Origin of the sequence: Pantoea sp. 18069, from assembly GCF_902706035.1 — a bacterium.
GTDB lineage: Bacteria > Pseudomonadota > Gammaproteobacteria > Burkholderiales > Burkholderiaceae_C > Comamonas.
In genome coordinates, this window is the sequence record NZ_CACSJA010000008.1 from 102,329 (window position 1) to 120,915 (window position 18,587).

The 18,587-nt window shown below is 63.9% G+C and carries 14 protein-coding genes and 1 tRNA gene; 7 read left to right on the forward strand and 8 right to left on the reverse strand.

Translation table 11 applies throughout. The features are described 5' to 3' along the window. Positions 1-11 precede the first annotated feature (11 nt). The 3 genes from GVL12_RS08820 to GVL12_RS08830 all read left to right on the forward strand — a co-directional run bounded on the left by GVL12_RS08820 (position 12) and on the right by GVL12_RS08830 (position 5,080). A complete protein-coding gene (locus GVL12_RS08820; protein ID WP_159912942.1) occupies positions 12-2,273 on the forward strand; it encodes a pilus assembly protein TadG-related protein in 2,262 nt (753 codons plus the stop codon). Between the two features lie 115 nt (positions 2,274-2,388). Then, positions 2,389-3,747, forward strand: a complete 1,359-nt coding sequence (locus GVL12_RS08825) for a sigma 54-interacting transcriptional regulator (protein WP_200843611.1) — start codon at positions 2,389-2,391, stop codon at positions 3,745-3,747. A gap of 55 nt (positions 3,748-3,802) precedes the next feature. After that, positions 3,803-5,080 carry a glycosyltransferase gene (locus GVL12_RS08830; RefSeq protein ID WP_159912946.1) on the forward strand — a complete coding sequence of 426 codons (1,278 nt, stop codon included), beginning with the start codon at positions 3,803-3,805 and terminating at the stop codon, positions 5,078-5,080. Positions 5,081-5,246: 166 nt separating this feature from the next. Here the strand turns inward: GVL12_RS08830 and GVL12_RS08835 are convergent, their stop codons facing one another. The 3 genes from GVL12_RS08835 to GVL12_RS08845 all read right to left on the reverse strand — a co-directional run bounded on the left by GVL12_RS08835 (position 5,247) and on the right by GVL12_RS08845 (position 6,674). Then, entirely contained in the window at positions 5,247-5,612 is a 366-nt protein-coding gene (locus GVL12_RS08835; RefSeq protein ID WP_235033830.1) for a hypothetical protein, read from the reverse strand. Positions 5,613-5,643: 31 nt separating this feature from the next. After that, positions 5,644-6,219: a Panacea domain-containing protein gene (locus GVL12_RS08840; protein WP_159912950.1), complete on the reverse strand. Its 576-nt coding sequence runs from the start codon at positions 6,217-6,219 to the stop codon at positions 5,644-5,646. A 379-nt stretch (positions 6,220-6,598) separates the two neighbouring features. Next, positions 6,599-6,674: transfer RNA gene (locus GVL12_RS08845), tRNA-His, on the reverse strand. Between the two features lie 222 nt (positions 6,675-6,896). Here GVL12_RS08845 and GVL12_RS08850 point away from each other — a divergent pair. Together GVL12_RS08850 and GVL12_RS08855 are read left to right on the forward strand one after the other, a co-directional pair. After that, the gene (locus GVL12_RS08850) at positions 6,897-7,862 is read left to right on the forward strand and encodes a sulfurtransferase (RefSeq protein ID WP_159912952.1); all 966 of its coding nucleotides are present in this window, start codon (positions 6,897-6,899) and stop codon (positions 7,860-7,862) included. A gap of 72 nt (positions 7,863-7,934) precedes the next feature. Next, positions 7,935-9,185 (forward strand): YeeE/YedE family protein, encoded by a 1,251-nt coding sequence (locus GVL12_RS08855; protein WP_159912954.1) that lies wholly within the window; start codon positions 7,935-7,937, stop codon positions 9,183-9,185. Positions 9,186-9,193: 8 nt separating this feature from the next. Here the strand turns inward: GVL12_RS08855 and GVL12_RS08860 are convergent, their stop codons facing one another. The 4 genes from GVL12_RS08860 to GVL12_RS08875 are packed head-to-tail and all read right to left on the reverse strand — an operon-like array spanning position 9,194 to position 14,397. Then, positions 9,194-10,519 carry a sorbosone dehydrogenase family protein gene (locus GVL12_RS08860; protein ID WP_235033831.1) on the reverse strand — a complete coding sequence of 442 codons (1,326 nt, stop codon included), beginning with the start codon at positions 10,517-10,519 and terminating at the stop codon, positions 9,194-9,196. Between the two features lie 55 nt (positions 10,520-10,574). Next, positions 10,575-13,082, reverse strand: a complete 2,508-nt coding sequence (locus tag GVL12_RS08865; RefSeq protein WP_159912956.1) for a cbb3-type cytochrome c oxidase subunit I — start codon at positions 13,080-13,082, stop codon at positions 10,575-10,577. Further along, the gene (locus GVL12_RS08870; protein WP_159912958.1) at positions 13,079-14,002 is read right to left on the reverse strand and encodes a cytochrome c oxidase subunit II; all 924 of its coding nucleotides are present in this window, start codon (positions 14,000-14,002) and stop codon (positions 13,079-13,081) included. Before GVL12_RS08870 ends, GVL12_RS08865 begins: the two co-directional genes overlap by 4 nt. After that, complete coding sequence (locus GVL12_RS08875; protein ID WP_159912960.1) at positions 13,999-14,397, reverse strand: cytochrome c family protein; 399 nt, start codon at positions 14,395-14,397, stop codon at positions 13,999-14,001. The genes GVL12_RS08870 and GVL12_RS08875 overlap by 4 nt, the downstream gene beginning before the upstream one ends. A 50-nt stretch (positions 14,398-14,447) precedes the next feature. Here GVL12_RS08875 and GVL12_RS08880 point away from each other — a divergent pair, with 50 nt between their 5' ends. After that, positions 14,448-15,302 carry a c-type cytochrome gene (locus tag GVL12_RS08880; RefSeq protein WP_159912962.1) on the forward strand — a complete coding sequence of 285 codons (855 nt, stop codon included), beginning with the start codon at positions 14,448-14,450 and terminating at the stop codon, positions 15,300-15,302. Positions 15,303-15,401: 99 nt separating this feature from the next. Here GVL12_RS08880 and GVL12_RS08885 read toward each other — a convergent pair whose 3' ends face one another. Beyond that, a complete protein-coding gene (locus GVL12_RS08885) occupies positions 15,402-16,292 on the reverse strand; it encodes an AraC family transcriptional regulator (protein WP_159912964.1) in 891 nt (296 codons plus the stop codon). Positions 16,293-16,472: 180 nt separating this feature from the next. Between GVL12_RS08885 and GVL12_RS08890 the strand changes: the two genes are divergently transcribed. Beyond that, a complete protein-coding gene (locus GVL12_RS08890; RefSeq protein WP_200843612.1) occupies positions 16,473-18,476 on the forward strand; it encodes a tannase/feruloyl esterase family alpha/beta hydrolase in 2,004 nt (667 codons plus the stop codon). Positions 18,477-18,587 lie beyond the last annotated feature (111 nt).

The following is an 18,587-nucleotide window of genomic DNA, read 5'->3' on the forward strand; positions in this document are numbered from 1 at the left end:
AGGAACCCGCTATGCAACCGATGGTTTTCCCACATGCCGCGCGCCTGGGCCGTTACGCCAAGGCACGCCCGGCCACGCAACGCGGCAGCCTGCTGATCCAGTTCGCGGTGTTTCTCTCCGTCACTGTACTGATTCTGGGCGTCGTCGATCTGGGCTATTCGTTCTACGCCAAGCGGGATCTGCAGCGCATTGCGGATCTCGCGGCGATTGAGGCAGTGCAGGGGATTGGTCCGCCGAATGACAACGCGACCTGTGTTGCTGCCGGCGCCCAGAGTGTCGAGTCGAACTGGCCCTCACCGATCAGCCCTTTAACCAAGAGCGTGGTCTGCGGCGAATGGAATGCGGCGAAATACGCCGCGCCGCGCCATTTCCTCGGCCATACAACCGACACCACGGCCGCGCAGGTGGTGCTCGAAGGCGACTCGCCGCGGTTTATCCCCGGTCCCTGGAGCCGTCGCGTGCGCGCCGAAGCCATTGCCCAGCGCACCGATCCCACTACCTCCTTCCAGATTGGCTCGCAGCTGCTGAATCTCAACAACGATGCGCCTTTGGGTCGCGTGCTGACGCTGATCGGCCTTGATGCCGACAAACTGACGGTGCTCGATGCCAACGGTCTGGTGAATGGCAAGATTTCACCGTCAGGCCTGCTCAAGGCTCTGGGCATCGACCTGGGGATTGAAGGGCTGGCTGTGCTCACGCCGCAGCAATTGGCCGACCTCAATAATCTGTCCCTGTTGCAAATCCTTGATGCATCGCTGGAAGTCATTTCCGACGACACGCTGACAGCCGATGTGCGTGCCGCCATCGATGTCATCAAGGATCTGAAAATCGACGGTGTGCGACTGCTCGACACCAAGATCCCCTTGCTTGGAGATTCGAGCACCGGCACACCGGGCATTTTCACGTTCCTGTCGCTGGGCAAGACCACGTCGCCCAACGCCGCTGCGCTCGATACCCAGATCGGCATTGGCGCCGTGCTGAACACGGCCATCATGATCGCCGCCAATGGCCATGCACTGCAGGTCAAGGACACGTCGCTGCTCAACACCGTCAAGCTCGGACTGACCGTCGTCGAACCCCCAACCATCGTGATCGGCCGCGGCACCGTAGGCAACAGCGCCCAGGTCCGACTCAATCTTGACATCGACTCCAAAGGGCTTCCGCTGCTGGGCAACTTGCTCGATACGCTGGGCGTGCGCATCAACTTGCCGATCAAGATCGACGGCGTAAGCGCCGATGGAATGCTCAATGAAGACAATGGCGTGAACTGCCGCAGCAACCCGCCTTCGCTCAATGTTGATGTGGCATCGCGGCTCGCCAAGATCACCATCGGCCATCCGGAGCTGAGCCCCAATGACCCGAGCAACCTCCTGATCAAGACACCGCTGTCGCTGAACGTGCGCGGCCCGATCAACGTGAGCGTTCTGCAGGCGAACGACGAAACACTGCTGGACATTGCCAAGGACCAGTCCAAATGGACACAGGCGAATCCGCTACTGCTGGGCGATACCGTGGGCGCACTGACCGATGCAGTGTTCCAGTTGCTGGGTGGCCTGTTCTCGCCGCCCATCATGAACGCCAGCTGGCAGGGTATGAGCACCGATGGCACGGCCACGCAGACCCAGGACGCCCAGATCGAAGCGCTTGCAAAACTCTATCTCGAAGAGACCAAGGTCAACGGCTTCTACAAGATCGATCCCGCGATCAATCTGCTGCTCAATGGCCGCGGCATCGAAGGCACCGACGGCTACCTGGGAAAACTCGTCAATACGAACTTCACTTTCAGCAACGCAATCCCCAAGAGCTGCCTGCTGGTCATCTGTGCGCCCAGCGAATGGGGCAGCGGCACTTTCTCGCAGGCTTTCAAGGCCTATACGAGCACCACTTACGGCGTGCTTGATCTCGTAGGAATCAGCACCTTGGGCAATGGTTACACCAGTTGTGCGGGACTGCTGACATCCCTGCTGGCATGGAATTCCTGCGTTCTGTCGAATCTGAACAACCTGCTCAAGAAGCAAAGCACCCACGTGAACCTGACCGATGCCAACGCCCTGGTCGACTCGCTGAAAAACACCGCCACCAGCAGCGTGACCTGCAACGGCGCGCTGTGCGTGCTGCTCAAACCCATTCTGAACCCGCTCAAGGGGCTGCTCAATGGCGTAGGCCAGGCCCTGCTCTCGCCGCTGCTGAACAACGTATTGGGCCTGGAACTGGGCCGCAACGAAGTCAAGGCACTGGACATCAACTGCAATTCGGCCGAACTGGTGTTTTGACAGCAATGCGCACCAACCTGCATGGACAACAAGGAAAAGTACAGTGAATCAGAGTGATTTGGTCATCTACGTCTGGGAAGGCCAAGCCGATATAGCGGAACGGGTAGAACGTTGCATGCTCAGCATGGATGTGGAAGTCGTGCGCGCCGATGGACTGAATCTGCCGCCGGCTTCGACCGTGGGCCAGAACGCGATTTCGGTCGTGAGCGTCTCGGTGCTCGAAGGCGCGCGCTTCAGCCGCCAGCATGTCGAAGGTACGTTTGGCGGCATGCCGGTGCTGTGGGTCAGCTCCAACCTGCGCGGCGCGAGCGCGGGCAGCTATGCGACGGAGTACTCGCATGTGCTGCCGTTCGACTTCACCGGCGCGGAACTGCGCGCGATGCTGGCGCGCATTCTTCAGCGTCTGCAGAGCTCGCACAACCAGCCCCAGCGCTCGGATGACATCATCGCCGTCGCCGATTGCATGCTGAGCCTGCTCAATGACGTCGACACTTTCGCCGACTGCGAGCACAGCGTGCTCATCAGCGGCGAGACCGGCACCGGCAAGGAGCGCATCGCCGAGCGGCTGCATGTGCGCAACACCCACTATGGCCAGGGGCCGTTCGTCGTGGTCAACTGCGGTGCGATTCCCGATGGCCTGTTCGAGTCCCTGTTCTTCGGCCATGCCAAAGGCTCGTTCACCGGCGCCGTGACGGCCCACAAGGGCTTTTTCGAGCAGGCCAGCGGCGGCACGCTGTTCCTCGACGAAATCGCCGACCTGCCGCTGTACCAGCAGGTCAAGCTGCTGCGCGTGCTCGAGGAGCGCACCGTCACGCGACTCGGCTCGGCCACGCCCGTGCGGCTCGATTTCCGGCTCGTGGCCGCGACCAACAAGCCGCTGCGCGAGCAGGTGCATGCCGGGCGCTTTCGCGCCGACCTGTTCTTTCGCCTCGCGGTGATCGAGCTGCAGATGCCCAGCCTCGAGGAGCGCGGCGAAGCCGACAAGCTCGCGATCTTCTCGAGCATCCTGCACAAGGTGGTCGGCGAGGAAATGCTGGCCACGCTCGGCGAGCCGCCCTTCTTCATTCTCGACGCGGTGGCGCAGATGTACTTTCCGGGCAATGTGCGCGAGCTGCGCAATCTGACCGAACGCATAGGCGTTGCCGCGCGCCAGACGCAGGACTGGCTTGCGGGCGGCGCGACCGAGCGCATCCTGCGCCAGGCGCAAAGCCTGTCGGCCGTCACTTTCCCGCTGCAGACCAGCAGCGAGCCGGTGCCGGCCAGCCGCTCCAACTGGGACCAGGAAGAGCGCAACCGCATCATCGCCGCGCTGAGCGCCCACGACTGGAAACGGCAGCCCACGGCCGACCAGTTGGGCATCAGCCGCAAGGTGCTGTGGGAAAAGATGCGCAAGTACCAGATCAGCAACGGCGAGCCCGAAGTGCCGCTGTCGGTGTGCATACCTTTGGAAGCCGAGGACGAACTCGAAAAGTGACCCGATGCGCCTCCCGCTCGGGCACACCCGGGCCTGTCTCTGCAAATTTCACCCCATGCAAAAACCTCTGATCGTTTTCGTCGGCGCCGTCTATCCCAGCCAGTACACCCTGCTGTGCAGCCACATGCGCGCCAGCGGCATGGCCGACAGCTGGTTCATGACCACGCCGGGCCACAAGGCAAAGCATGAAAAGGACTGCGACCACCTGTTGTCCTTCCAGCCCGATGGCAAGATCGTCGGCCCGCAAAGCTATTACTATTCCGGCAAGGTCGAGCGCTCGGCGCGCATCTGCCGCGGCGTGCTCAAGGCGCTCAAGGCGTTCGAGAAGGCGCAAGGCCGGCGCATCGACGTGGTGGTCGCGCACTCGCTGTGGGGCGCGCCCAACTGGCTGTATGACGAGCTGGACGCAGCCATCGTCAGCTACATCGAGTTTCCGAGCTACCGCACCCACGGCTGCGATGCAACCTATCCGCCGGACGAAGCCCAGCGGCTGGCCGACCGCAACACCGAAATGCTGCACTTTCACCAGGTGCTGCGCAGCGACCTGACGATCGTGCCCAGCGCCCATGCGCGCTCTATGTTTCCACCGCTGCTGCAGGACCGCATCGCGGTGCAGTTCGAAGGCTTCGACATCCAGCCGCCGCTGCGCAAGAGCGCCGAGGCCGCGGCGGACGGCCAGCCGTTCACCATCGCGTTCTCGGCGCGCGATCTGTCGAGCGCCAAAGGCTTTGAAACCTATATGCGACTCGTGGACCGCATGGTGCGCGAAGGCGATGCAAAGGACACGCGCTTTATAGCCATCGGCGACCCCGCGGCCGCAACCTATGGCTACGAGCAACAATGGGTCGAGCGCCGCTATGGCGGCAAGGTCGCGAGTTTTCGCGACCATCTGCTCAAGGTCTATCCTGGCGCGCAGGTCGTCGAGTTTCCAGGGCGCCTGCCCTATGCGCAATTCGCCGAAATGCTCGCGGGCGTGGACCTGTTCCTCTATCCGCTGCGCCATGGCGTGGCGAACTGGGGCCTGATGGAAATCCTCGCGCGCGGCGGCTGCGTCATCGGCTCCAACTGGGGCTTCACTCCAGAGCTGGTACAGCACGATGTCAACGGGCTGCTGCTGCCCGACAACGACGACGCCTGGATCGAAGCGATACGCGCGCTGCGCGCCGACCCGCCGCGGCGCGCGCGCTATGCCAAGGCCGCGCAGGAGACGGGCCGGCAGTACCACATCTCGAATATCGCACCGCGCTTCATGGCGCTGTTCGAGCGCGCGATGGGCCAGCGACGCGCTCCGCTGATCACGGCGGCGAAAGGCCCGCTGGCCGGCCCGGCGTAGTTGACATCCTCTCCCACCTTGGCCGAGGCCACCGCTTGCGTGGGAAGGAGGGAGATTCCTGCTGCGCTACGCATGAGTTACCTCTTGCATAGCCGCTTCGGCGGGTTCCTGCTTCATTGAGGCGGTTGCACCGCAGTCTTGGACTGCGGCCAGAGCCTTCCTCGCTTTAATCGAGCATTTTCTTGACGTATCGCGGAACACGACTGGAAGTTTTCAGCCCTTGGCGGATACGAGCCAGCAATTCAGGGCTACAGGACTCTCTCGCTTGCCATACAGCCTGATCAACCATTTTCTGCACATGATCAACAGACTCGATGCGCGGATCACGGTAGTAAACGTAGCTGTCATGCGTGATGAATGGATGCTCGCCAGCCATGATGACACAAGCAGCGTCATGCGGAAACTCGGGCTTCACGGATGTGACGCTTACCATGATGACGTGAGGCTTATTTCCATAGCCTCCCAGACTGGCTGGACCGAGGGCTATCGCAAAAAGGTGCTTGAAGTCTGCAGGCCCGGAGGGAACCAACAAGCAAGCACCTTGTTCGCAACTCCAGGGCATTTCAGGCGAACGCCGTGTTGAGTTGCGCCTGCTCTTTCAGGTGACTAACTGCAGAATCTACCCCTTGCTGTGAAAACCCCAAAGCAGAAAAGAGGCGATCGAGCGGAATTGCAGCACTTGAGCCCTGCGGATCTACCCACTCAGGACAGGCGTCACCATGCGTGTACTCGACCAGAGCAAACTTGCTCATGTGCCCGAATTTTTCCCACACACTACCCAGCACCTCCAAGTCGCCATCGCTTAACTCAAGAAGGTCGTCTTCTGGCGTCCGGATCATGCTGGGGTCTTTAAGTGCCAAGTCATGACCTGCACGATCATCAACCCATGTCGTCCAACCGCCATCGACACTTTGCACCGCGCCGTTCATGTAGTCATAGGTCAAAGAAAGCACAGGTCCATGGGGCATTGAGACCAGCTTATCGCCTGTGATCGGCTCCCCGTAAACCTTTAGCGATTCACGCTCCGACAGGTACAGAAGCTTCATCAGCTTCAAAAGAGGCAGACGACCGCCAGCACGGTGCAGCAAGAACGCTGCAGCCTGTGCTGTACGTTTCTCATTGAACAGTGTTGGGTACATGCTTAACTCCTAGGCTGTCAAATGTACCAGATATGGTTTTTCGAGTCGTGCAATCATTTCCAGATAACTTTAGTAGTCCGATTCGATTCGTTTCCTACGATGCAGACTTCGCCCTTCTGACCTTGCCCCTGAAAAACGTACCCCTTGCTAAGAACGTGTTCAATCATGTCGGCGTGTGTCAAGCAAGGAGAACGAAGATGAACAAGACGGTCAGGGCCCGATACACGCTGGTATTCAAGCAACGAAGCGGTGCGATTGGTGGAGAGCGGCCAGACGATGGCCACGGCGGGGCGCCGCCTGGATGTGCCATGCACCATGGCCCAGGCACTGCAGCCCATAACGAAAAAGGCCCTTGATTGCTCAAGGGCCTTTTTGTATTTGGGGTGGCTGATGGGGCTCGAACCCACGACAACAGGAATCACAATCCTGGACTCTACCAACTGAGCTACAGCCACCGTAGATTCAAATTATAGCGCGTTTTTCGCAGGTCAAACCGAGTTGTTCCACATCGACGCGCTGGCGGGGCCTGACAGGCAGCGCGGCAGCTATGCGGTGGCCTCATATGCATGCTCCAAAAACTCACTTGTCCGCCGCCATGCGCGCTTCTACATTGAGTTTTAAGTGCTGGCCTCAACGCTGGCGCGAAAGCCTCCGCCTCTGAACCTACAAGGACCACCATGACAACGACAGTTTCTGCCTTCGGCCTGCGGGCCCTTGCAATCAAAGTGGGCGGCACCGTGCTGTTGGCCACGCTGGCGGGTACCGCCCTGGCCAACACGGCGGCGAGCAGCAGCGCCGGCCCGCTGGTCACTGCCGAATGGCTGGCGCAAAACCTCCACCGCGCCGACGTGCGCGTGATCGAGGTCAGCGTCAACCCCGGCCTCTACGAGCGCGCGCACATTCCCGGCGCGGTGAACTTCTCCTGGCACAACGACCTCAACGACAAGCTGCGCCGCGACATCGTCGGCAAGCAGGACTTCGAGAAGCTGCTGTCCAAGGCCGGCGTGAAGGACGACACCACGGTCGTGCTGTACGGCGACACCAACAACTGGTTTGCGGCCTGGGGCGCCTGGGTGTTCGACATCTATGGCGTGAAGAACGTCAAGCTGCTCGATGGCGGACGCAAGAAATGGGAGGCAGAGAACCGCCCATTGAACAACCGCGCGCCCGAATACGCGGCCACCACCTACCGTGTGGGCAAGGTCAATCTGGACCTGCGCGCGCGCCTGAGCGACGCCCTGGCCGTGGCCGAAGGCAAGTCGCAGGCCAAGCTGATCGACATCCGCTCGGGCGACGAGTACCAGGGCAAGGTGTTTGCCCCGGCCGGCGTGCCCGAACTCGCGATCCGCGCGGGCCACATTCCCGGCGCGGTGAACGTGCCCTGGGGCCAGGCGGTGCAGGAAGACGGCACGTTCAAGACCAAGGAAGAGCTGCGCAAGCTCTATGCGGGCGTGGGCATCGACGGCAGCAAGCCGGTGATCACCTACTGCCGCATCGGCGAGCGCTCCAGCCACACCTGGTTCGCGCTGTCCAAGATCCTGGGCTACGACGTGAAGAACTACGACGGCTCGTGGACCGAATATGGCAACGCGGTGGGCGTGCCCATCAATAACCCGGCCGGCACGGTCTGGGCTGCAAAGTAAGCACGGGCTGCGGCAACGCGCCTTTTCAATGCCCGCATGCGCGGGCATTTTTGCGACCAGACAGGAAAAATGATGTCCACCATTGAAGCAAGTCGCACCGACCTGCCGCCTGACGCAGCCCGCAGCGCTGCCTGGCAGCCCTGGGCTGCGGCCGGCCTGATCGTGCTGCTGTGGCTGTTCGCCGGCCAGGCACAGACATGGAACGGCGGGCGCACGCTGGTGTTTGCGTTGTCCATAGGCATCGCACTCGGTGTGGTGCTGCAACGCACGCGCTTTTGCTTTTACTGCCATGCGCGCGACTGGCTGCAGCGCGATGACCCGCGCGGCATTCTGGCCATTGCACTGGCGCTGGCGATCGGTGTGGTGGGCATGACGGTGGTGCAAAGCAGCTGGGTCGCGAATCCCCAGGCCGGGCAGTTGCCGCCCGAAATGCATATCGGCCCGGTGAGCTGGGTGCTGGTGCTGGCCGGGCTCGCGTTTGGCGCGGGCATGTCGGTGTCGGGCTCGTGCATCAGCGCCCACTGGTACCGGCTTGCCGAAGGCTCGGCCGTCGCACCGTTCGCATTGCTCGGCACCGGCCTGGGCTTTGCTATCGGCTTTCACACCTGGAACCCCCTGTACAGCCTGGCCGTGGCCGGTGCGCCCGTCGTCTGGCTGCCCGGGCATCTGGGCTATGGCGGCGCGCTGGCCGTGCAACTGGGCGTCCTGGGCCTGTGGTCGGCCTGGGTCTGGCAGCGGCATGTCAAACGCCAGGCGCCTGCCGTGCGACCCAGCGCCGTGCCGGTGTCAAAGGACCTGCGCAGCCTGTGGCTGTCATTGTGGACCGGCCGCTGGAACTATGCCCTGGGCGGTGCGCTGGTCGGGCTGATCAGCGTGCTCGCCATCGTGCGCATGCGGCCGCTGGGCGTGACCGCGACGCTGGGCAGCCAGGTGCGCGGTGCCTTGCAGACGCATGGCTGGGTGCCCGAGCGGCTCAACGGCCTCGACGGGTTTGCGGGCTGCGCCACGCTGCCCCAGGAAAGCTGGGCCACGCCCAACGCATTGGTGCTCGTGGGCCTGATAGCCGGCGCGTTTGTCGCGGCGCTCGCCAGCCGGCAATTCACGCCGCGCCTGCCCACGGGCCGTGACGCGCTGCGCGGCATTGCCGGCGGCACGCTGCTGGGCTGGGGCGCGATGACCGGGCTGGGCTGCACCATAGGCACCCTGCTGTCGGGCGGCATGGCCGGCGCGCTCAGCGCCTGGGTGTTCGGTGCGGCCATGCTCGCCGCGCTGTGGCTGGGTTTTCGCTTTCAGGCATGGCAGGCAACACGCGGCGCGACCTAGACCGAGACCTACTGCGCGCGCACCACGCGCCAGATGGTGTTGCCCACGTCATCGGCAACCAGCAGCGCGCCCTTGGCATCGAGTGCCACGCCCACGGGGCGGCCATGGGCCTTACCGTCCTTGTTCAGGAATCCGCCAAGGAACTGCACGGGGGCACCCGATGGACGCCCTGCGGCAAATGGCACGAAGACGACGTTGTAGCCCGTGAGTTCCTTACGGTTCCACGAGCCATGCTGGCCGATGAAGGCACCGCTGGCGTAGGGCGCGGGCATGCGCCCGTCCGAGAACGCCAGGCCCAGTGGCGCGACGTGCGAGCCCAGGCCGAAATCCGGTGCAATTGCCTTGGCCACCATGTCCGGGTTGGCCGGCTTGACGCGGGCGTCGACGTTCTGGCCCCAGTAGCTCCATGGCCAGCCATAGAAAGCGCCGTCCTTGACCGACGTCAGGTAGTCGGGCACGAGGTCGTTGCCGAGTTCGTCGCGCTCGTTGACGACGGTCCAGAGTGCCTGTGATTCAGGTTCCCAGCCCAGGCCGTTGGGGTTGCGCAGCCCCGTTGCGAACAGCCGCTTGCTGCCCGTGGCCAGGTCCACTTCCCAGATTGCGGCGCGGCCCTCCTCCGCTGCCAGGCCGTTGTCGCCAATATTGCTGTTCGAGCCCACGGTCGCGTACAGCTTGCTGCCGTCGGCGCTGGCGATGATGTTCTTGGTCCAGTGGTGATTCGCGCCTGCAGGCAGGTCGGTGACCTTGGCGGGTGCCGCGGAAATGCTCGTCTGCCCGGACTCGTATGGCACTTTGACGATGCTGTCGGCATTGGCGATGTAGAGCTGATTGCCCACCAGCGCCATGCCGAACGGCGAAACCAGCCCCTGCATGAAGGTTTCCCGGGTCTCGGCCACGCCATCGCCATCCGCATCGCGCAGCAGCGTGATCCGATTCGCGCTCGGGGTGTCCGCGCCCGCGCGCTTCATCACCATTCCCATGGCCTTGCCACGCAGGCCATCTGCATGCACGTTCTTCGCACCTTCGGCAGGCGCGGGCTTGTTGCTTTCAGCGACCAGCACATCGCCGTTCGGCAGCACATACACCCATCGTGGATGGTCAAGGCCAGCGGCCAGGGCCGTGACCTTGAAGCCTTCGGGCGCCTGCGGCACCACTCCCTCGGGCCAGCCCAGCGCAGGCGCGATGTTGACGGTGGGCAGCAAAGCGCCCTTGTCCGGCGCGGGCAACTGCGGGTTGGCGCCCAGGCCGGGGCCTGCGAGATGCTGGGCCGAGGCTGCGGCCATGCTGCCTACCAGGGCCAGCAGCATGCAAAAAGAGGGAGTGTGCTTTTTCATGCGCACAGTATCGGTGGACGGTTTTGCGCCCGCCTGTAGTCCGAAACCGCAAGCGTCAGCCACCCATCCACGCGGGCAGCCAGCGCACCAGCGCCATGCCGGCGAGCGCCTGCGCCACCGCGCCGTGCCACATCAGGGCCGTGTTGTCGAGCGTCGCGCACGCATCGACACGCAGCCGGCCGGCCCACGACCGCGCGAGCACATAGCCGCCCATGACCAGCAGCACCAGCGCATGAAAGCACTGCCAGGCAACGAGCGCCGCAACGGTCGCACTCCAGGCATCGGCGCGCGGTGATAGCCCGCCTTGCAGGTGCACGCCCAGGTCGAGCGCGATCGCGCCGATCGCCGCGCCCATCGCCAGCAGCACGGCCAGGCGCAACCGGCCCTGGCGCTCACGGCCCAGGCAGCGCCGAGCCCAGACCATCAGCGCCGACGCGCCCAGCAGCAGGCCCGCGGGCCAGAGCCCGCCCGCAGGCAGGCTCGCGCCGGGAGGCGGGCAGACGTCGAGCGCCATCGAGACATGGATGTGGGCGAACGCGAACGACGCGAAGATGGAGGCATCCACGGCGAGCAGGGTCCATGTCGCCCACCACGAATGCGAGGCACGGCCCCTGGCCACGGTGGGCACGCTCACGCCGTCGCCAATCGTGGCCATGGGCCGCAGCGGCGCACGGTCCGAGTCCCAGAGCCAGACCAGCATCGCGGCCAGCGAAATCGCACCCGAGATGAACGCCGGCACGATCCAGGCCAGCGTCAGCAGCAGAAAGAAGCCGGCCGTGCCCGCGGCCGCGATGAACGGCAACCAGCCATCGCCCGGCAAGCGCAGCAGGTGGCGAATCTGCGCATCGACCGGGCTCGTGACCAGGGTCTCGCGCCCGCCGAACACCGTGCCGGGCAGCCAATGGCGGCCCGCGACCACCTCCTGGACGAGCGCCGGCCTGTGCCACAGGGGCGCGCGGGCTTCGATCTGCGGAATGCTGCGCACGCCATAGTCGCCCTGGGGCAGCCATTCGAGCGAGTCGGCGTTCCACGGGTTGCCGGGCTCGCGTTCGGGGCGCATGAGCGTGCGCACCAGATCGACCAGGCACAGCAACACACCGAGCGCGAAGAGATACGCGCCCGCGGTGGACAGCAGGTTCCATAACGTCCACCCGAGCCCGTCGGCATAGGTGTAGACGCGCCGCGGCATGCCCGCCAGGCCCGCGATGTGCATGGGGAAAAAAGCCAGGTTGAAGCCACCGAACATCAGCGCGAAACTCCAGCGCGCCACGCGTTCGGACAGCCGCTGGCCGTTGTACAGCGGCGCCCAATAATAGATGCCCGCGAACAGCGGAAACACCAGTCCGCCGACGAGCACGTAATGCAGATGGGCGACGACGAAATAGCTGTCGTGCGCCTGCCAGTCGAACGGCAGCACCGCGAGCATCACGCCCGTGAGTCCGCCGAGCACGAAGACGAAGTGAAAGCCCAGCAGGAACAGCGAGGGCGCAAGCATCTGTACGCGGCCTTTCCAGAACGTCGCGATCCAGGCGAACACCTGCACGCCGCTGGGGATGGCCACGGCAAAGCTCGCGACCGAAGTCACATGCAGCGCCAACGGCCCCAGGCCCGCGGTGAACATGTGGTGCATCCACAGCAAAAAGCTGATCACGCCGACGCCGGCCAGCGCCCAGACGATCGCGCGGTAGCCCACGAGCGGCGTGCGCGCCATCACCGGCACCATCATCGTCACCATGCCTGCGGCCGGCAGGAAGATGATGTAGACCTCGGGATGGCCGAAGAACCAGAACAGGTGCTGCCACAGCAGCGGGTCGCCGCCGCGCGCGGCAATGAAGAATGGCCAATCGAACGCACGCTCGAGTTCGAGCAGCAGCGTGCCCGCGATCAGCGCCGGGAACGCGAAGATCACCATCAGCGCCGCGACCAGCACCGCCCAGGCGAACAGCGGCATCTTCATCAGCGACATGCCGGGCGCGCGCGTGAACAGGATGCCTATGATCAGCTCGATCGCGCCCGCGATTGCCGAGATCTCGATGAAGCCAATGCCCAGCAGCCACCAGTCTGCGCCTATGCCTGGCGAATAGTCCTTGCCGGTGAGCGGCGGGTACATGAACCAGCCGCCATCGGGTGAGGCACCGAAGAAGATGGTGATGAAGAACGCGAGGCCGCCGATCGCATAGGCCCAGAACGCATAGGCCGACAGCCGGGGGAAAGGCAGATCGCGCGCGCCCAGCATATTGGGCAGCAGCCAGACCGCGACGGCCTCGACCACGGGCACGGCAAACAGGAACATCATCACCGAGCCGTGCATCGTGAACAGCTGGTTGTAGGTGCCTGCGGCCACGAGCGTGCTGCCGGGCAGCGCGAGCTGCGTGCGCATGATCAGCGCCAGCACGCCGGCGAGCACGAAGAACAGCAGCGCCGTCGCCAGGTAGTAGAGGCCGATCTGGCTGTTGTTCACGGCCGAGAGCCGGCGCCAGCCGACGGGCGGCTCCCAGGCGCGCTGCAGCGCCTGCAGCTCGCCCGCGGGACGCGGCAGCGAGTTGGGCAGTGCGCCGCTCATTGCAGCGAACCCAGCCAGTCGCCCAGGGCCTCAAGCGTCTGCGGGTCGAGTCGGTCGTAGGAAGGCATGCGTGCTCCAGGTTTGATCTGCTGCAGATGGGCCAGCCAGCGCTCACGGCCGTCGGCCGTATTCGCCAGCGTGCCCGCGCCCAGGTGCAGACGGCTGCCGAAATGCGTGAGGTCCGGACCCAGGCGGCCTTCGTCGCTGACACCGCGCACGGTATGGCAGGCGCTGCAGCGGTTGGCGAGAAATGCGTCGCGGCCTTGCATCTGGCGCGCCGTCGCCGGCGCAGGCGCGGGCCGGGACTGCGCCGCCAGCCAGAAGCTGAAATCCGGTGCTGCCATGCCCACCACGTGCAGCGCCATCTGCGCGTGCTGCTCGCCGCAGAACTCGGCGCACTGGCCGCGCCACACTCCAGGCTCGGTTGCCGTCACCAGCAGATGCTGCATGCGCCCGGGCAGCATGTCCATCTTTCCTGCGAGCTGCGGCACCCAGAAGCTGTGGATCACGTCGGCGCTGGTCAGCGCGAAATACACCGGCCGACCCACGGGAACACGGATTTCATTCGCGGTGATGACATCGACGCCGGTCACGGGGTCACGGTAGCGCACTTCCCACCACCACATGTGGGCCTTTACGGTCACGACCAATGCATTCGCGGGCGGCAACGGTTTCCAGGCAGGCATGCGCGGCAGCGCCCAGGTGAACAATGCGGCCAGCACCAGGCCCGGGAAGATCACGCCCCCGCCCAGAAGCCACAGGCGCGGACGCACTGCAGATGCGCGTGCGCGCAGCGACCAGGCCAGCAACAGCATCACGCCGATGAAGATGACGAGGCCGCCGGCAAACAGCACCCAGGTCACGGTTGCTATGGACTGGGCGGCATCTCCCGCCGCGGGAAGCATTCCGGCGGGCTTCATTCGAGCGAAAAAAGAAAGGCCGCCATGGCCCGGGCATCGGCGGGCGAGACGCCCATGCTGGGCATGGCCGTGCCGGGCACCAGGGACTGCGGCGCAACGATCCACCGGGCCAGCGTGTCGGGCCGATTGGGCAGCCGGCCCGCGATATAGCTGCGCTGGCTCCAGCCATCGAGGGGCTGGGACACCTGGCCGCGCGCTGCAGGTACCTCGGGAATGGCATGGCAGGAGCCGCACTGGTACTGCCCCACCAGTGCCCTGCCGCGTTCTATCGTGATGCGGTCCTGTGGGGTCGCCGACAGGGAATCATCTGGCCCCTGCGCGCCGGCTTCCCCGAGCACACAGCCCGCAAGCAGCACCGGCAACAGCGTAGGTGAAAAGGCATACCTGCGGCTCATTAGCCAATTCTGTCGCACAAATGAGGACAACTGCCGCAAAATCACAGCAGATGAGAAAAAACAAGCAGTTGCTGATCATTGCTGTCACGGCCATTGGACTTGGGCTTACAGCCGCCCTCACTGCAGTTGCCGTGGTGTATTCCGGCGCCTATGACATCTCTGCCACGCGCCAGCATTGGCAGGCCACTCATTCCTTGCTGGAGATCGCCATGCGCCAGTCGGTGCGCCAACAGGCCGCAAGCATCGAAGAACCGGCTCTCACCGATCCGCAAATGGCGCTGCGGGGTGCGGCCAGCTTCCACGACAAATGCGTGCAATGCCATGGCGCGCCCGGCGTCGCCCAATCTGCCATCGGCCTGAGCATGCAGCCCCTGCCCGGCCCCCTGGTGGATGCCAAACGGCACTGGCGCCCACGCGAGCTGTACTGGGTGGTGCGCCATGGCATCAAGATGACCGGGATGCCGGCCTGGCAATACCGGCTGGCCGACGCGGAAATATGGGATCTCGTGGCGTTCATGCAGCAGCTGCCGCAGCTCGACGCCATGCAGTACGCGCAATGGACCCGGCCCGGGCTGGCCACGCCCGCACGGGAAAGCCATGCACCGGCGTCCGCTGCGACATTCACCCCCGATGTCGAACGTGGGCGCCAGGCGCTGCACCAATATGCCTGCAGCGCCTGTCACACCATTCCCGGTGTCACCGGCTCGCGCGTCCACGTCGGCCCGCCGCTCAAAGGCATGGGCACGCGCACGCTGATCGCCGGCACGCTGGCCAATAGCCCGGCCAATCTCGCGCTCTGGCTTACCGCTACCCAGCAGGTCAAGCCCGGCACGGCCATGCCCCAGCTTGGCGTCTCATCGCGCGATGCGCAGGATATCGCGGCCTATCTTTCCACGCTGCGCTGAAAGCCGACGCCAGCGAAAAAACGCCCGGAATTTGCAGGGAGACAAGTCGACAGGGGCATCCTGGCTTCGGTGGAATTGCCGCGAAGCGCGCGGGGACTGTCAAGCCTGCCGCCTCCAAGATGACGGCGTAGTCCCAAACCGGCGCCGAAACTCCGTCGTGAAGTGGGCGTTGCTGGAAAAGCCGCAGTCAACGGCGATGTCGGCGACGGTGCGGTCAGGCTGTCGACGCAGCATTTGGCGTGCGAGATCGACCCGCCGCTCCATGACATAGGCGTGGGGTGAGAGCCCGAAGGTCGCCTTGAAGATGCGCGAGAAGTGGTACGGGCTCAGCCCGACAACACCGGCCATGCGTTCGACCGTCAGCGAAGCTCCCAGGTCGCAGTCGATGAAGCTCTTCAGGCGCTCACGCTCACGGGGATGGAGCTTTCCGCGTGCCTGCAACGCCTGAGCGGGATTCGAGCCGAAATGGCTGCTCAAGAGCCCCAGCAAGGCAATGGAGAGCCCCTGCGCGAACAGCGGGCCGTTCGGCGATTGGCTCGCGGCCTCCTTCCACAGCGTTCCCACGAGGTTGCAGACCTCGTCGTTGAACGTCTCGGTGCGCGTGGTTTCCAGCCGATAGTGGAAGGCACTGTCGCGCAGCAGACGCCCCAGTATCGCCCCTGTCAACTCCAGCGTGATGACCGACCCGCAGGTTCCCTGGTGCTGGATTTCGCTGAAGTGGGTTTCTTCAAACATCACTTCGACCATCCTGGGAGCGGTATAGCGCTCGAAGCGATGGATGCCGTCTCGATACCACCGTTTTCCGGCGCCCACGTTGACGATGGCAATGACCGGTTCGGGAAAGTAGACATCGCTGGCGATGTTCTCGCTGGGCAGTTCGAAGAGGTTGATTGGAATGCCCGTCCACTCAGGCGGGGGCCGGACGAGTGGCTCAGCGCCTGCATCCCAGCGCTCTGCAGGGACTGCCGCTGTATTGAAATCCTTCGTCACGCTTTTCCACCTTTCTATCCGGGCCGGCCTTGGGGCTGCCAGGAACAGCGACTGTACTGCCACGACATCGGTTCCTCACAGTGGGGCGATCACCTAGACGGGTGGAGCACGATTTCGAAAGTGACAGCACGGTCCTGGTAGCGCGTTGCCAGGGGGAAAACTAACCTTGTTCGAAGCGGCGTGGAGAAGGGGTCTGCCGAACCGGACGTTGCGCAATGTCATGCGAACTTGGCCAGGGGGCAGTTCGGAGCCTTCATCGCCATCGAGTCCATCCGCTTGGCGCAAGTGAGCCGCAAGGCCGAGGTCGATCTGGCCTGGCGGCCCACCTGCAATGGATCACTCAAACATCTGGAGACAAACATGCATCGCTCATCCCGAAACAAGGATGGTGTCACCCTGGGGGCCGCGGCTCTCGCAGCACTTTTCAGCCTGGTCGGCTGCGGTGGCAGCGATGGCGGCACAGCCGCCATTGACGTGCCCAAAGCGTTGACCTGTGACGACTCGATCAAGACTTCCTTCAAGCCTGACGAACTGACCTCGGTGCTCCTGGTCAGGTCGTTCAAGAAGGGCGACCCACTGCTGTCACCGAATGCCTTCGATCCGAACCCAGTGGCGTTGAACGACCTCTGCTTGGTGAAGCTGCTGGTCGGGCCTGGCAACCCCGGTCCCGCGGACGCACCCTCGACCTCGCCCGGCATAGGGATCGAAGTGTGGTTGCCGGCCAAAAATCGATGGAACGGTCGCTTTCATGCCACCGGCAATGGAGGATGGGCGGGCTCGGAGGAGTCCGATGTCATGAGGAACGGGTCTTCCGCCGTCGGCAATGACTACCGATTCGCAGCGGCGATTGCCGGGTCGGAGGGTTCCGTCACAGCCTCAGCCGACAACGGGCATCAAAGCGGACCAGGGGTGCAGAGCAATATGAACGGTTCATTCGCCATGAATCCGGATGGAACCATCAACACCACGCTGTGGAAGGATTTCTCCGAACGGAGTCTGCACGAGCTGGCGATCAAGACCAAGGCACTGACCGCCGCCTACTATGGTTCGGCGCCGAAGTTCTCGTATTGGGACGGAGGATCGACCGGTGGCCGCCAGGCGCTCAAGCTGGCCCAGGCTTATCCAGAAGACTTTGATGGAATCATCTCCGGATTCCCCGCCATCAACTGGTCCCGGTTCAGCACGGCAGCGATCTTTCCGCAAGTCGTGATGCAGCGCGACCTGGGAGGGTCGAGGCTGACAGCAGGCCAACTCGACCTGGTGTCGAACGCGGCCATCAACGCCTGCGACGTCGTCGGGGGCCAGCACCTGGGCTATGTTCCGGATGCGACTGCCTGCGCCTACGATCCGGCAAAGGATGCGCAGGTGATCTGCCACGCCAATGGCGGCAGCAATTCGACGCCCACCTGCGTCACCCCCGTTCAGGCAAACGCCATCAACAAGATGTGGTACGGGCAAACGACGGATGGGTCCGTGCCCAGCCCGGCGCTCGACAACGGTCTATCTACCAACCTGACCGGATTGCAGCGCTGGTACGGAGTGACCCGGGGGACTTCGCTTCTGGGGCTGGCAGGGGATCAGCCGAGCCTCATAGCGTTGCATCATGTGGCCGTCGAACTGCAGGACTCGAGGCTCGCGGACCCCAGCTTCAGGAATGCGCGGGGAAATGGCGCAGATGGCTGGAAACAGCTGACTTACCCGCAGTTGTCGGACGCGTTCGACCGCGGCATCGCCCTGCAGGCGTCGTTCGCCGACATCGATACGGACAACCCGGATCTGTCGGCCTTCAAGGCTCGCGGGGGCAAACTGCTTCACTACCATGGCGAGTCGGACCAGGTCATCATGCCGTTCGGGTCTGTGAACTACTACAACCGCGTTGCCAGCCGCATGGGCGGCTTCTCGGAGATTCAGGATTTCTACCGTTTCTATCTGATTCCGGGAATGGGACATGGCCCCGTCAACGGCACCTCGAATCCGGCTGCGAATCCCCCCCTTCCCGCTCCGGGCCAGATCTATGACTTGATCACGGACTGGGTTGAAAAGGGCATCGTGCCGGACCGCATCAACCTGTCTTCGCAGTCGAGCACGCCCGTATCGAAGAGCCGACCTATCTGCCCCTATCCGAAGAAAGCGACTTATGTGCAAGGGGATGCGAACATCGCGGCCAGCTACAACTGCATCTAGGTCGAAGTGATACGGCCCCACCGCAGCGTGCACTGGAAGCGATCGCCACGATCTTCCCGTGCAGCACCCTGGTGGCCTGATCGGCCTGCGCTTGACGCCAGCTTGCGCGTG

Coding starts and splice junctions, on each gene's coding strand:
- GVL12_RS08855 (WP_159912954.1), top strand. CDS start 7,935: ATGTCCACCATTGAAGCAAGTCGCACCGACCTGCCGCCTGACGCAGCC.
- GVL12_RS08825 (WP_200843611.1), top strand. CDS start 2,389: ATGCTCAGCATGGATGTGGAAGTCGTGCGCGCCGATGGACTGAATCTG.
- GVL12_RS08830 (WP_159912946.1), top strand. CDS start 3,803: ATGCAAAAACCTCTGATCGTTTTCGTCGGCGCCGTCTATCCCAGCCAG.
- GVL12_RS08880 (WP_159912962.1), top strand. CDS start 14,448: ATGAGAAAAAACAAGCAGTTGCTGATCATTGCTGTCACGGCCATTGGA.
- GVL12_RS08820 (WP_159912942.1), top strand. CDS start 12: ATGCAACCGATGGTTTTCCCACATGCCGCGCGCCTGGGCCGTTACGCC.
- GVL12_RS08840 (WP_159912950.1), bottom strand. CDS start 6,219: ATGTACCCAACACTGTTCAATGAGAAACGTACAGCACAGGCTGCAGCG.
- GVL12_RS08865 (WP_159912956.1), bottom strand. CDS start 13,082: ATGAGCGGCGCACTGCCCAACTCGCTGCCGCGTCCCGCGGGCGAGCTG.
- GVL12_RS08875 (WP_159912960.1), bottom strand. CDS start 14,397: ATGAGCCGCAGGTATGCCTTTTCACCTACGCTGTTGCCGGTGCTGCTT.
- GVL12_RS08870 (WP_159912958.1), bottom strand. CDS start 14,002: ATGAAGCCCGCCGGAATGCTTCCCGCGGCGGGAGATGCCGCCCAGTCC.
- GVL12_RS08850 (WP_159912952.1), top strand. CDS start 6,897: ATGACAACGACAGTTTCTGCCTTCGGCCTGCGGGCCCTTGCAATCAAA.
- GVL12_RS08860 (WP_235033831.1), bottom strand. CDS start 10,519: ATGAAAAAGCACACTCCCTCTTTTTGCATGCTGCTGGCCCTGGTAGGC.